The sequence below is a fragment of the Maribacter sp. TH_r10 genome, from assembly GCF_033101095.1.
Taxonomy (GTDB): Bacteria; Bacteroidota; Bacteroidia; order Flavobacteriales; family Flavobacteriaceae; genus Maribacter_A; species Maribacter_A luteus.
Window position 1 is genome coordinate 276,030 of record NZ_JAWMPY010000002.1, and the last position, 13,157, is coordinate 289,186.

Below are 13,157 nucleotides of genomic sequence, written 5' to 3' on the forward strand. Positions count from 1 at the left end.
AAGGCAAAAGGTTTAATCTGTATATCGAAATACCGTTTAGAATGATTGCATTTCCACCAACTTTCTGTAAACTCCTTTTTTTGCTAAAAGCTCGATATGTGTCCCTTGTTCAACAATTTTTCCTTTTTGAAGTACAACAATTGAACTTGCCTTCTGAATGGTGGATAAACGGTGAGCGATAACGATAGATGTTCTATGTAACATCATTTTTTCCAATGCATCCTGTACCAAGCGCTCACTTTCGGTATCCAAGGCTGAGGTGGCCTCATCGAGGATCATTATTGGTGGGTTCTTAAGAACGGCCCTAGCAATGGAAATACGTTGCTTTTGACCTCCACTTAGTTTATTTCCGCTGTCCCCGATATTGGTGTTATAACCATCGGGTAGTTGGGATATGAATTCATGGGCATTGGCGATTTTTGCCGCTTCGATGATTTCTTCATCAGTGGCATTTTCCTTGCCCATACCAATATTATTGCCAACGGTATCGTTGAACAGGATGGAATCTTGTGTAACCAATCCCATTAAATCTCTAAGGGATTTTTTTGAAATGTCCTTTATGTTCTCGCCGTCAATAGCTATAGCCCCTTCATTAACGTCATAGAACCGGGTGACCAAATTGGCAATGGTACTCTTGCCACTTCCAGATTGCCCTACAAGGGCTACGGTATCCCCTTTGGGTACTTTTAGATTGAAATTCTCGAGAACATATTCTTCTTCATATTTAAAAGAAACATTTTGAAGTTCGATCACATTTTCGAAAACGTTTTTCTCAATGGCATCTTTTTTATCTATAATCGGATTTTCTGTTTCAAGGATTTCTAGAACCCTTTCCGCTGCCGCATTTCCTTTTTTAACACCGAAAGAAGCTTTACTAATGGCCTTGGCCGGGGTTAGGATGTTGTATGCAAGTCCCATATAGGCAATAAAGGTAGAGGGGTCAAGGGTTTTGTCTACCAATACCATTTTGCCACCAAACCATAATAATACACCTATGACCAATATCCCCAAAAATTCTCCCGTCGGAGAGGCCAAGTTCTGACGGTTCAATAATTTGTTGGAAAACTTGAAAAATCGTTCGGTAGAGGTAGTGAATGTTTTATAAAAGCGTGATTCGGCATTAAAGGCCTTAATGACCCGGAGTCCGCCCAAAGTTTCTTCCACGATGGATAAAAATTCCCCTTGTTCCTTTTGTACCCGGTCTGATTTCTTTTTCAAGGATTTACCGATTCGCGAAATTATGGCACCGGCAATCGGAATAAAAATGAACACAAAAAGAGTAAGTTTGGCGCTGAAGCTGAACATGATCAAAATGGTGAACACAATGGTCAGGGGCTCGCGCACGATCAATTCCAAAATTGAAAGGAACGAATGTTGAATTTCCAAAACATCGGAAGTAATTCGAGCGATTACATCCCCTTTACGTTTTTCGGAATAATAGGAAATGGGAAGTTCCGTAATCTTATGGTACATTTGGTTGCGAATATCTTTCAAAACCCCATTACGCAGGAATGTAATAAAGTACATAGCGGCGTAGTTGAAGAAATTCTTTAAAAGGAAAAGTACCAGTACCAGTCCTATAACAAGAATAAGGCCTTTCATTGGGTCATCCCCGGAATATTCCGTGACCCTGTAGTTAATATAGTCCTGAAGATAACCCTTCACATGTCTAATGCCAGTGTATACCGGCTCTTTAAGCACCTTTGCTTTAGGTTTAAAAAGAACATCGAGCATAGGAATCAAGGCCGCAAAAGAAAGGGCACTGAACAAGGCATACAGGATATTGAAGAAAATATTGAGAAAACCATATTTTCTATAAGGCTTCGCAAAGCGAAGGATTTTCTTAAAGTACTCCATTAACCGAGTTTCAATTCACTTACGATACGATCAACTTTTTGATCGAGCTGCTTTCTTACCTTTTCAAAATCACCTGCGTTCCCCAATTCGGCATTTACACTGAAGTAAAATTTGATTTTTGGTTCTGTTCCACTAGGTCTTGCTGCCATTCGGGTGCCATCTTCGGTAGTATAAATCAAAACATTAGATTTCGGGATGTCAATAGATTCCGTTTCCCCGGTAATCATGTTTTTAGCTACGGAGCTATCGTAATCGTGGATCCACTCTACTTTTGAACCATCGATTTCCTTGATAGGGTTTTCCCTGTAATCGACCATCATTTGTTTAATTTCCTCGGCTCCACTGATTCCCTTTTTTGTCATTGAAATCAATTTTTCCTTGTAGAAACCATAATCAACATAACATTGGATCAATTCCTTATAAAAAGAACTTCCTTTTGCTTTGGCATCCGATGCGATTTCACAGGCCAATAGGGTAGCGGTAACGGCATCTTTATCCCTTACAAAGTCACCGACCATGAATCCGAAACTTTCTTCCCCACCACCAACAAAGTATTGTTCTGGAAAATCCTTGATCATTTTGGCTATCCATTTAAAGCCGGTCAAAACGATTTTATAGTCAACGCCATAGGCTTTTGCCAAAGGACTCATCATAGGTGTCGAAACAATGGTCGATGCGATGAATTCATTGCCTTCCATGCCTTTTTCCTTACGTTTTTGCAACAAGAATTTGGTCATCATCACCATAGTCTGGTTCCCGTTGAGCAATTCCATTTCCCCTTCAAGATTTCTAACGGCGATACCTAACCGGTCACTATCCGGATCTGTACCTATTACCATATCGGCACCAATTTCTTCGGCTTTCTTAATGGCCATGGCAAGTGCTTCGGGCTCTTCAGGGTTTGGCGATTTAACCGTTGGGAAGTTACCGTCTGGTTTTGCCTGTTCCTCTATGATCGTTACGTTCTTGTAGCCTGCCCTTTTCAATACTTCGGGAATGGCCGTGATCGATGTGCCATGTAATGATGTGAAAACAATCTTGAAATCATCCTTTCCTTTTGCATTGAAGCTACCATTGGCAACTGATGCGGACATAAACGCTTCATCAACATCCTTATCTATGTATTCGATTAAATCTGCATTTGCCTCGAAGTTGATATCCTCATAGGCCAATTTGTCGATTTCTCCGATGATTTCACCATCTTGTGGAGGTACGATCTGTCCCCCATCGGTCCAATATACCTTATATCCATTATATTCTGGTGGGTTGTGTGATGCCGTTAAAACGATACCTGCGTGGCAATTAAGGTGCCTTACCGAAAATGACAATTCAGGGGTAGTTCTTAATTCGGAAAAAAGAAAGACTTTAATGCCATTGGCAGAAAGTACATCGGCCACGGTTTTTGCCAAAGTATCACTATTGTGACGGCAATCATAGGCAATCACAACTTTTATTTCTTCGCCAGCATATACTTTTTTTAGATAATTACTGAGGCCTTGGGTACTTTTACCCAAAGTGTATTTGTTGATCCTATTGGTCCCAACGCCCATAATACCTCGCATACCGCCCGTACCGAATTCCATGTTCTTGTAAAAACTATCTTTTAATCCGTCTGGATCGTTATCGATTAGGTTTTGAATTTCGGTTTTGACATCAGCATCGAAAAAATCTGAAAGCCAGCTCTTGGCAGCGTTTAAAATAGAATCCATTTACTTTTTATTTTTATAGGTTAATTTACGAAGAATATTGTTCATGCTCTTGGGCAAGATTCAATTCCTCCAATATATTGTATCTTTTTTCATCTTTTCGTGATCGCACCATTATTTCACCAAGAAAACCAGCTAGGAACAGCTGGGTTCCTATAATCATGGAAGTCAGTGATATAAAAAATTCCGGACGTTCGGTAATCAATCGGGCCGTGGGATTTATAAAAAGCTTGTCCACACCTAAATACAGTGCAAATCCGAAGCCAATGATGAACATCAACACGCCGAGCGCTCCAAAGAGGTGCATAGGGCGTCTTCCGAATTTGGAAACGAACCAGATCGTGATCAAATCCAAAAATCCGTTTATAAAACGTTCCATTCCGAATTTTGTTTTACCATATTTCCGAGCTTGGTGCTGTACTATCTTCTCGCCGATATTCCCGAAACCCGCACTTTTTGCCAAAACCGGTATATAGCGGTGCATTTCACCCCGTACTTCAATATTTTTTATCACGTTTTTTTTATAGGCCTTTAGACCGCAGTTAAAATCGTTAAGCTTAACTCCCGACGTTCTACGGGCAGCCCAGTTGAACAATTTTGATGGAATGTTCTTGGTGATTACGGAATCGTATCTTTTTTTCTTCCATCCGGATACAAGGTCGTACCCTTGATTTTGGATCAGGTCGTATAATTCTGGAATTTCCTCAGGGTTATCCTGTAGGTCGGCATCCATGGTAATGACCACATCACCTTGTGCGGCTTTAAAACCGGCATGTAAAGCCTGTGATTTCCCGAAATTCTTTGCGAACCGTATGCCTTTTACATTTGGGTTGTTTGCGGAAAGTTCAGAAATAATGGCCCAGGAAGCATCAGTGCTACCGTCATCAATGAACAGGATTTCATATAAAAAACGATTGGATTGCATAACTGCTACAATCCAATCGTGTAGTTCTTTTAAAGATTCTTCTTCGTTAAGTAGTGGTATTACTACGGATAGGTTCATTTAAAACTTCTGAAATTCTTTTCAAAAGTACAATTTTGGCTTAGAACTCGTCGCAACTTTTTTATTTGAACCCAAAAAAGAACATATTTTTGATTCATTTCTAGTGCATTAAGAAGTATTCTTTAATATGCAGGTTTTTGTTTTTTCAAGATCAATCCACTTATGAGGCCAAGAATCAAACCTATGATTATGTTCATTATAAGTATGAAAGGATAAGTGAGCCAAGCAAAACCTTTTTGCATTTCAATCCCTTGGTCTATTTGTTCTTCGGTTAAATTTGGATTATCTGCCATGGCTTTAACCTTTCCAATTTCATACATTTTATCCATGTAGTCTGGTTCTATGACGTTGGATAGTAAGAAGAAATAAATCAAACCGATGATTCCTGCTATCAATGCGATTCCGGTACCTATTTTTAATGCTTGTGAGATGGTCAAATAACCCTCGTTGGCCTTTTTAAATTGTAATATCCCTAAGAATATGGCCGCTACTGTAAGAGCTAAGCTAACGCCACGGATAGCCCATCCTTGGTCGTAATGCATGTCCATTGAAAATAGCATGAGTCCGAAAATTACACTGACAACACCCAGAATCACACCGAAATTTAATGCGAATTTCCCTGTTTTTGGTTCGTTTTGTTCCATTTTTTATCTAAGATTTAATTGGTTTTCTATATTAGTGGATTAATTGTAATTAATGTTACACTTAAAGGTACGAATATTTATTTTTTCTTTTTTGAACAAATAATTGTGATTTTGATAAAAAAACGTAAATTTGCAGCCTTAAAATGAATGCCTGTCGGAATGGGCGTTTTAAAGATTTTAAAAATGAAAAAAGGAATACACCCTGAAAATTATAGATTAGTTGCGTTTAAAGACATGTCGAATGAAGAAGTGTTTTTAACAAAGTCAACTGCTAACACCAAAGAAACTTTAGAGGTTGATGGTGTTGAATACCCTTTGGTGAAATTGGAAATTTCCAGAACATCACATCCTTTCTACACTGGTAAGGCTAAATTCTTGGATACAGCTGGTCGAATTGACAAATTCAAGAACAAGTACAAGAAATTCCAAAAAGAGGAAAAAAAGGAAGAAAAATAGAATAAAACCATTATTCTACAATAAACAGACGCCCTCGATAGTTAATATCGAGGGCGTTATTTGTTTACATTCAAATTTAAACTATGAATTATATTCTTTTTGATGGGCCTGTTAGGGATTCATTGTTGCCATTCACCTTTACTAGGTCTGTAGCCGATATTCGCATGGGTATCCTGACCATTCGGGAAAAGTGGGAAAAATACTTGAATACCACCACGACAACGGTAACGGAGGATTATCTATCAGAACGATATCCTATGGTGGAAATGGAGGAAAATGTATTGATCAATGCGTCTTTCTTGCCTAATAAAAATCTAGTTGAAAAGGTGAGATCCCTTAAACCCAACCAAGCCATCTTATATGGTGAGGATGTAATAGCCTTTTACTCAAGAGAAGGCCAAGAAGTTGATTTCTCAACGTTTGAACAAATAGTCTTTGAGGAAAATGTATTACACATAGAGCATACATGGGATATTTTCTCAAAAAACGGGGAGGCACTTCAGGCCGATTTTGATTTAATAACCGAGGGGAGAACCAGTGAACCTTTATCAAATACCAATAGTGTAATACACCCTGAAAATATTTTTATTGAAGAAGGTGCCAGTGTTGAATTCAGTATTTTAAATGCTACGGAGGGGCCAATTTATATAGGCAAGGATGCCGAAGTTTGGGAAGGAAGCCTTATACGTGGCGGTTTTGCCTTGTGTCATAATGCGGTGGTGAAAATGGGAGGCAGAATGTATGGACCAACAACTGTGGGGCCCCATGGTAAAGTTTGTGGGGAAATTAGTAATTCGGTCATTTTTGGTTATTCGAGTAAAGGACATGAAGGGTATCTGGGCAATTCGGTTTTAGGGGAATGGTGTAATATTGGGGCCGATTCCAATAATTCCAATCTCAAGAACAATTATGCCAAAGTTCGTTTATGGAACTATGCAACCGAAAAATTTGAGCAAACAGGGCTTCAATTCTGTGGTTTAATGATGGGCGATCATAGTAAGACCGCGATCAATACCATGTTGAATACGGGAACGGTCATTGGTGTCAATGCCAATATATATGTACCGGGCTTCCCAAGGAATTTTGTCCCAAGTTTTAGCTGGGGAGGAGCATCCGGCTTTACCACATATTTGCCCCAAAAAGCATTTGAGGCGGCGAAAGTGATGATGGCGAGAAGGGGAGTGGAATTTAACCAGCAGGATGCCGATATTCTCAATCACGTTTTTGAACTGACCAAAAAATGGAGAAACTACAAAAGTTAAAAATTACCGAAAGCTGTTGAAAATTGTCGAAACGGTTATTTTGTAATATCCTTTTCCTTTAAGTAACAACTTCTAAAATTGGTATATTTGCACCCCTAATAAAAAATTTGCTTAGGGTGCCCAATGCAATTCCGTATGAAGAAAGTAGCATTTTATACGCTAGGATGTAAACTCAATTTCTCAGAAACCTCGACTATTGCAAGAGATTTCCAGAAAGATGGTTATGAACGAGTAGACTTTTCTGAGAAAGCCGATATGTATGTAATAAATACCTGTTCGGTTACTGAGAATGCCGATAAACGTTTTAAGTCCATAGTACGGCAAGCGATGAAGGTGAACCCAGAGGCTTTTGTTGCGGCCATTGGTTGTTATGCACAATTGAAGCCGGAGCAATTGGCAGCTGTTGATGGTGTTGATTTGGTTTTAGGTGCTACGGAGAAATTCAAAATTGCGGATTATGTCAATGATCTTTCCAAGAATGACTACGGGCAGGTACATGCCTGTGAGATAGAAGAGGCTGATTTTTATGTGGGGAGCTATGCCATAGGCGATCGTACACGTGCTTTTTTGAAGGTGCAAGATGGTTGTGATTATAAATGTACATTTTGTACCATTCCTTTAGCTAGGGGTATTTCCCGAAGCGATACTTTGGAAAACGTGCTTAAAAATGCCAAGGAAATTTCCGAAAAAGGAATAAAGGAAATTGTACTTACCGGAGTGAATATCGGTGATTTCGGTAAAGGTGAATTCGGCAATAAAAAGCATGAACATACTTTTCTTGATTTAGTACAGGCATTGGACAGGGTCGAAGGTATTCATCGTTTACGTATTTCTTCCATAGAGCCAAACTTGCTGAAAAATGAAACTATTGATTTTGTGGCTGAGAGTAACTCGTTCGTGCCTCATTTCCATATTCCTTTACAGAGTGGGAGTGATGGTGTATTAAAGCAAATGAAACGTAGGTATCTAAGCTCGCTTTATGTAGACAGGGTCAATAGGATAAGGCAGACCATGCCACATGCATGTATTGGCGTAGATGTTATTGTTGGATTCCCAGGGGAAACCGATGAACATTTTTTGGAAACCTATCGTTTCTTGAATGAACTTGATATTTCTTATCTACATGTATTTACTTATTCGGAAAGGGATAATACACCTGCGGCAAGTATGGAAAATCCGGTTCCGTTGAAAGTCAGGGCGAAAAGGAGTAAAATGCTCCGTGGATTATCGGTTAAAAAACGAAGGGCATTTTATGAAAGTCAGTTGGGGTCGACAAGGACGGTATTGTTCGAAGGGGAAAACAAAGAAGGCTATATTCACGGCTTTACAGAGAATTACGTGAAGGTAAAATACCCATGGAACCCTAATTTGGTAAACACCTTACAGCTGGTGGAACTTACCGAAGTCGATGTTGATGGAATAGTGCGAATTAAATTTGTTGAACGTGCCGTTACGGCATAAAAAAACCTGTTAAGTACTGATTTTCCCAGTGCCGAACAGGTTTGGATACTTTGTTCAGGTAGTGTTTAAATACGAATTCCTACCGGAAGCATTTCTTTGTACTGTCTGTTTTTTCTCAAGAATCCCGCAATTTGTGGACTCGTTGGTACTACTCTTAATTTTTGCTCTTGTATATGATGTAAAACAGACTTGATAAAATCCTCTTTAAAACCTTCTTTAGTGATTTCTTCTGGGACTACTAATTTGGTCAAAAACACTTTACGCTCTTGTGAAGAATATTCGATCTTAGCAAGGTGACCTTCAACAGTAGTTTCAAATTGGCGTAAGAAACTATTGTCTTTAATTACTACTTCGTTCATATAGTTTGTTTTTAAAATTCGTATAGTCAGAAAAAGTCACGATAAGATTAAATGTTATCGTAATTTCATATTTTTACGTGGTTGTTGATGTTTCCTAAGGGTCATTCCAGAACAGAATACAAAAGTACTAATAAAAATACGATTTTCCTAAGAAATCCGTAAGGTTTAGCTATATGAGTCAAGAAAAAACGCAGGTTTACCTTATGCCGGGTATGGCGGCCAATTCATCAATATTTGAAAATATACATTTGCCTAGGCAGGATTTTGAGACGCATAGATTGGAATGGTTCGTGCCTGACGATCGAATGTCCTTGAATGCATACGCCGAGAAAATGGCAAGGAATATAAAACATGAGAATCCTGTACTGATCGGCGTTTCCTTTGGAGGGATTCTGATTCAGGAGATGGCCAAATTTTTGGATACAAAAAAATTGGTTTTGGTTTCCAGTGTAAAGAAGACCGAAGAACTACCGCGAAAGATGCTTTTTGCCAAATATACCAAGGCCCATAAACTATTGCCGACCGGTTTAGTGAATAATGTTGAATTATTGGCCAAATATGCTTTTGGGGAATCGGTGCATAAACGACTCGAGCTTTATGAGCGTTACTTGTCTATTCGGGACAAACATTATATCGATTGGTCAATTGATCAAATCGTTAATTGGAACCAAGTGGAATGTCCTGGCAACCTGGTTCACATACATGGGGATAAAGATGCTGTTTTTCCAATTTCGCATATTAAGGATTGTATATCTGTAAAGAACGGCACACATACCATGATAATACACCGTGCCAAATGGTTTAATGAGCATCTGCCCACAATTATTATGCAATAACCGAGTTTGTATATTGTGCAAGAACGTATACATTTATTGGTAAATGGGTACCAAAGTGGTTTTTTGACCAATGGTGATGTATTACGTTAAAGAAGTATGATATTGATTTTTATTGTGTTTCTTTAGTACCTTTGAGTTTAAATTAATCTGGAGATATGAAGATTTTAAAAAATATATTGATGTTGTTGGGCGTGTTTTTTGTAATTACCACCCTCATTTTCGCCGTGCAGGAAAGTAATGAAACGGAAAACCAATTAATTGAAGATGTTGCTGAAAATGATGGGGATAAAAGGGTATCCGATACCTATAGGATTTCTGCTATCGAGATTCCGGAAGATTTGAATTTTGCCGGGGAATTGGTGCCTCAGGATGATCCTGAGATCATGGAGCGTATAGATAGGGAATTTTTAGTGAATACATATTGGCAGTCAAACGCACTTTTATTAATGAAGAGGGCCAATAAGTATTTTCCCGTAATTGAGCCAATTCTTGCCAAAAATGGTATTCCTGATGATTTCAAATACTTGGCGGTAGCTGAAAGTGCCTTGACCAATGTGGTTTCCCATGCCGGTGCTACCGGTTTTTGGCAAATCATGAAAGGTACGGGTAAGGAATACGGCCTTGAGGTAAATGCGAACGTCGATGAACGTTACCACTTGGAGAAATCTACCCAAGTTGCCTGTGATTATTTGAATAAGTGGAAGAATAAATATGGAAGTTGGACACTTACGGCTGCAGCATATAACGCAGGTCCCGGGGCTATCAATAAATTTATGGGAATCCAAAAGGTAGAGGATTATTATGATCTTTTACTCGGACAAGAGACGGGAAGGTACGTTTTCAGGATTATGGCGATAAAAGAAATTCTTTCAAATCCTGAAAAATACGGCTTTGAAATTGAAAAGGAAGATATGTACAGTGCCGTTCCTACGTTTAAGGTCGAGGTCGATGAGCCTATTGCCAGTTTTGCCGATTTTGCACAGAAGTATGAGATTAATTACAAAATCCTAAAAAGGCACAATCCATGGCTTAGGGAGCCTCATTTGAACAATGCTTCAGGAAAGAAGTACATCATAGAAATTCCGAATAAAGGCTATTACAAGTCCGCTAAATAGTTATGTTTTCTTTTTTAAAAGAAAACCTTTGGTCAATACTTTTAGGGGTTAATTATGTGCTGGTCGTTCTTTTTTCCTTACTTATCGTACTAAAGAACAAAAACCCGGTTAAGACCCTTTCATTTTTGTTTATACTGGCCATTCTTCCTTTTTTCGGTATTTTCATTTATTATTTTTTTGGTCAGGATTACCGAAAACACAAAATTTTCGAGAAGAAGTATATTTTCGATAATGAATCATTGAAAAGATGGAGTGAAAAATTCGGTCTTAATAGGGTGGAGCGCTTTGATTTTAAGAAAGAATACGGCGATGGAGCCTATAAAATCTATAATTTATTACGTAATAATGGGAAGGCGGTACTCACTTATGAGAATGAAGTAAGTATTTTGGTCAATGGGGAACAAAAATTTGAACGACTGAAGATAGATCTTGAAAATGCAGAAGACCATATTCATATGGAGTATTTTGTATTTAAGGATGATGAACAGGGGATCAAGATAATTGAATTGCTTTGTAAAAAGGCAGAACAAGGAGTACGGGTGAAGTTGCTTTATGATGATGTGGGTAGTGCCATTTCATCAAAATCAAAAAAAGTTATGACAAATAGTGGTGTACTGCACCATGCTTTTTTGCCGGTACTGTTCTCGAATTCAACGAGTAAGATTAACTATAGGAACCATCGTAAAATTGTAGTTATAGATGGTAAAATCGGTTATTTGGGTGGAATAAATATTGACCAAAAGTACAATAATGACTATTCGAATATTCGATATTGGAGAGATACACATTTGAGGATACAAGGAGCTGCCGTTGGAGCCTTGCAATCCTCTTTTTTCTTAAGTTGGAATTTCACCGCCAAGGATGATATTGAATTGGAGGAAAAACATTTTCCCAATTCCAGACCAATTGCCCAAGACCCCGTTGCGGTACAAATCGTAGCGAGTGGTCCCGATACAGACTGGGAGAATATTATGGAGGCCATGTTCACGGCCATAAATACGGCAAAAAAAAGAATTTATATTACAACACCCTATCTCATTCCGAACAGTCAGATACTTACGGCATTGACCACAGCTTCGAGAAGTGGTGTGGATGTTAGGATCATTATTCCCAAGAAATCCGATTCATGGGCGGCTCAATACGCCACGGATTCTTATATTGAACAATTGGCGCGTTCCGGAATCAGAATTTTCAGGTACCACAAGGGTTTTGTACATGCAAAGACGATGATCATCGATGATTACTTTTCAAGTATAGGTACGGCGAATCTGGATTATCGTAGTTTTTCGTTGAATTTTGAAATCAATGCCTTGATTTACAACACTCGAATAAATCAACAAATGGGGGAAATATTCCTTAACGATCTGTTGGATACCGAAGAAGTGGACTATGAAAGATGGATAGAGCGTGGATTGACCCGTAAAATTCAGGAATCTATCAGTAGATTATGGGCTCCTTTGCTCTAAACTAAATCTTTTTCATTTGCTGCTGCATCATTTTGATTTGATCGGTAAGCATATTGCTCTTGTCTAGCTTTTTAGCCTCGTTCAATAGCATGGTAGCTTCCCTTTTTCGACGTTTCTGCATGGCAATGCCTGCTAAACTCAATTTGGCCATGGCGGTGTCATAATCCATCGTAAGCCCTAATTTCAGGGCCTTTTTGAAATATTTTTCAGCTTGTGTAAGATTCTTTTGCGAGAGTATTATGCCGTGTAGATAGTTGAAATACCCTTGTTGTTTTGTGATCAGTGCAGCTTCAGGGTTTTTGATTTTATCCAACCATTTTTTGGTTCCTTCCAAATCTTGCTTACGCATTCTTAGAAAAGCAAGTAAAATAATCTCATTCCTGAAATAAAGGAAAATGAAAATAAGAGAAAAAAGTATCAAGGATATGCCGTTTCCGATGTTTCCTTCAATAAATTGATAAATGGCATAGGCAATGATCAAGCCGGCTATAACGAGTTTAATATTCTTGTTGAACATGGTATTTTACTATAGTTTGTGGTAAATTTATCCAAAATCGGACTTTAAAACCCTTGGTGGACAAAAGTAATAAAAACCATCTTGTAGCTTGTTAACCTATTAGAAAAAAATATTTTTTTGATATGGTTTGTCAAAGAGAAAACTCTTTGTATATTTGCGCCCAGATTTTGCAGAGGTGTTTGCGGAATTTATAAGACAATAAAAGTTTAAAATTTAGCCAGATAATGAAAAGAACATATCAGCCATCAAAAAGAAAAAGAAAGAATAAGCATGGCTTTAGAGAGCGCATGGCAACCGTTAATGGTAGAAAGGTTCTTTCTAGAAGAAGAGCAAAAGGAAGAAAAAAGTTATCTGTATCCTCTGAGCCGAGACATAAAAAATAAATGTTTGAAAATTCTTTATAATATTAAGGTGTTACTTTTCTCAAAGTAGCACCTTTTTTTTATCCTTGTAGTATCTAAAACAAAACTGAGAG

General features: G+C 38.3%; 13 protein-coding genes. 7 read left to right on the forward strand and 6 right to left on the reverse strand.

The window, feature by feature from the left end:
- Window positions 1-36 precede the first annotated feature (36 nt).
- The 4 genes from R3X28_RS06490 to R3X28_RS06505 all read right to left on the reverse strand — a co-directional run bounded on the left by R3X28_RS06490 (window position 37) and on the right by R3X28_RS06505 (window position 5,210).
- The gene (locus R3X28_RS06490) at window positions 37-1,857 is read right to left on the reverse strand and encodes an ABC transporter ATP-binding protein (RefSeq protein WP_317663438.1); all 1,821 of its coding nucleotides are present in this window, start codon (window positions 1,855-1,857) and stop codon (window positions 37-39) included.
- Entirely contained in the window at window positions 1,857-3,566 is a 1,710-nt protein-coding gene (locus R3X28_RS06495) for a phospho-sugar mutase (RefSeq protein WP_317663440.1), read from the reverse strand. The genes R3X28_RS06490 and R3X28_RS06495 overlap by 1 nt, the downstream gene beginning before the upstream one ends.
- A 25-nt stretch (window positions 3,567-3,591) precedes the next feature.
- Window positions 3,592-4,566, reverse strand: coding sequence for a glycosyltransferase family 2 protein (locus R3X28_RS06500; RefSeq protein ID WP_317663442.1), 975 nt, complete (start codon window positions 4,564-4,566; stop codon window positions 3,592-3,594).
- Window positions 4,567-4,688: 122 nt separating this feature from the next.
- On the reverse strand, window positions 4,689-5,210 hold the full coding sequence (locus tag R3X28_RS06505) for a DUF4199 domain-containing protein (protein ID WP_154369608.1): 522 nt from the start codon (window positions 5,208-5,210) through the stop codon (window positions 4,689-4,691).
- A gap of 183 nt (window positions 5,211-5,393) precedes the next feature.
- Here R3X28_RS06505 and R3X28_RS06510 point away from each other — a divergent pair, with 183 nt between their 5' ends.
- The 3 genes from R3X28_RS06510 (at window position 5,394) to mtaB (ending at window position 8,389) form a co-directional block, all read left to right on the forward strand.
- The gene (locus tag R3X28_RS06510) at window positions 5,394-5,666 is read left to right on the forward strand and encodes a type B 50S ribosomal protein L31 (RefSeq protein WP_154369606.1); all 273 of its coding nucleotides are present in this window, start codon (window positions 5,394-5,396) and stop codon (window positions 5,664-5,666) included.
- Between the two features lie 83 nt (window positions 5,667-5,749).
- Window positions 5,750-6,928, forward strand: coding sequence for a GlmU family protein (locus R3X28_RS06515; RefSeq protein ID WP_282055191.1), 1,179 nt, complete (start codon window positions 5,750-5,752; stop codon window positions 6,926-6,928).
- Between the two features lie 135 nt (window positions 6,929-7,063).
- Window positions 7,064-8,389 carry a tRNA (N(6)-L-threonylcarbamoyladenosine(37)-C(2))-methylthiotransferase MtaB gene (mtaB, locus tag R3X28_RS06520; RefSeq protein WP_411556596.1) on the forward strand — a complete coding sequence of 442 codons (1,326 nt, stop codon included), beginning with the start codon at window positions 7,064-7,066 and terminating at the stop codon, window positions 8,387-8,389.
- A 65-nt stretch (window positions 8,390-8,454) separates the two neighbouring features.
- Here mtaB and R3X28_RS06525 read toward each other — a convergent pair whose 3' ends face one another.
- On the reverse strand, window positions 8,455-8,748 hold the full coding sequence (locus R3X28_RS06525) for a GNAT family N-acetyltransferase (RefSeq protein ID WP_154369594.1): 294 nt from the start codon (window positions 8,746-8,748) through the stop codon (window positions 8,455-8,457).
- 173 nt (window positions 8,749-8,921) lie between these two features.
- On the opposite strand from R3X28_RS06525, the gene R3X28_RS06530 reads away from it, so the two are divergent.
- The 3 genes from R3X28_RS06530 to cls all read left to right on the forward strand — a co-directional run bounded on the left by R3X28_RS06530 (window position 8,922) and on the right by cls (window position 12,165).
- Complete coding sequence (locus R3X28_RS06530; RefSeq protein ID WP_154369593.1) at window positions 8,922-9,584, forward strand: alpha/beta fold hydrolase; 663 nt, start codon at window positions 8,922-8,924, stop codon at window positions 9,582-9,584.
- A gap of 155 nt (window positions 9,585-9,739) precedes the next feature.
- Window positions 9,740-10,699, forward strand: coding sequence for a lytic transglycosylase domain-containing protein (locus R3X28_RS06535; protein WP_317663450.1), 960 nt, complete (start codon window positions 9,740-9,742; stop codon window positions 10,697-10,699).
- A gap of 2 nt (window positions 10,700-10,701) precedes the next feature.
- The gene (gene cls, locus R3X28_RS06540; protein WP_154369589.1) at window positions 10,702-12,165 is read left to right on the forward strand and encodes a cardiolipin synthase; all 1,464 of its coding nucleotides are present in this window, start codon (window positions 10,702-10,704) and stop codon (window positions 12,163-12,165) included.
- Window position 12,166: 1 nt separating this feature from the next.
- Here cls and R3X28_RS06545 read toward each other — a convergent pair whose 3' ends face one another.
- Window positions 12,167-12,682: a DUF2892 domain-containing protein gene (locus R3X28_RS06545; RefSeq protein ID WP_154369587.1), complete on the reverse strand. Its 516-nt coding sequence runs from the start codon at window positions 12,680-12,682 to the stop codon at window positions 12,167-12,169.
- A 224-nt stretch (window positions 12,683-12,906) separates the two neighbouring features.
- Here R3X28_RS06545 and rpmH point away from each other — a divergent pair, with 224 nt between their 5' ends.
- A complete protein-coding gene (gene rpmH, locus R3X28_RS06550) occupies window positions 12,907-13,065 on the forward strand; it encodes a 50S ribosomal protein L34 (RefSeq protein ID WP_089887732.1) in 159 nt (52 codons plus the stop codon).
- The last annotated feature ends 92 nt before the right edge of the window (window positions 13,066-13,157 follow it).

Coding starts and splice junctions, on each gene's coding strand:
- rpmH (WP_089887732.1), top strand. CDS start 12,907: ATGAAAAGAACATATCAGCCATCAAAAAGAAAAAGAAAGAATAAGCAT.
- R3X28_RS06530 (WP_154369593.1), top strand. CDS start 8,922: ATGAGTCAAGAAAAAACGCAGGTTTACCTTATGCCGGGTATGGCGGCC.
- R3X28_RS06500 (WP_317663442.1), bottom strand. CDS start 4,566: ATGAACCTATCCGTAGTAATACCACTACTTAACGAAGAAGAATCTTTA.
- R3X28_RS06505 (WP_154369608.1), bottom strand. CDS start 5,210: ATGGAACAAAACGAACCAAAAACAGGGAAATTCGCATTAAATTTCGGT.
- mtaB (WP_411556596.1), top strand. CDS start 7,064: ATGAAGAAAGTAGCATTTTATACGCTAGGATGTAAACTCAATTTCTCA.
- R3X28_RS06535 (WP_317663450.1), top strand. CDS start 9,740: ATGAAGATTTTAAAAAATATATTGATGTTGTTGGGCGTGTTTTTTGTA.
- cls (WP_154369589.1), top strand. CDS start 10,702: ATGTTTTCTTTTTTAAAAGAAAACCTTTGGTCAATACTTTTAGGGGTT.
- R3X28_RS06490 (WP_317663438.1), bottom strand. CDS start 1,857: ATGGAGTACTTTAAGAAAATCCTTCGCTTTGCGAAGCCTTATAGAAAA.
- R3X28_RS06495 (WP_317663440.1), bottom strand. CDS start 3,566: ATGGATTCTATTTTAAACGCTGCCAAGAGCTGGCTTTCAGATTTTTTC.
- R3X28_RS06525 (WP_154369594.1), bottom strand. CDS start 8,748: ATGAACGAAGTAGTAATTAAAGACAATAGTTTCTTACGCCAATTTGAA.
- R3X28_RS06545 (WP_154369587.1), bottom strand. CDS start 12,682: ATGTTCAACAAGAATATTAAACTCGTTATAGCCGGCTTGATCATTGCC.
- R3X28_RS06515 (WP_282055191.1), top strand. CDS start 5,750: ATGAATTATATTCTTTTTGATGGGCCTGTTAGGGATTCATTGTTGCCA.
- R3X28_RS06510 (WP_154369606.1), top strand. CDS start 5,394: ATGAAAAAAGGAATACACCCTGAAAATTATAGATTAGTTGCGTTTAAA.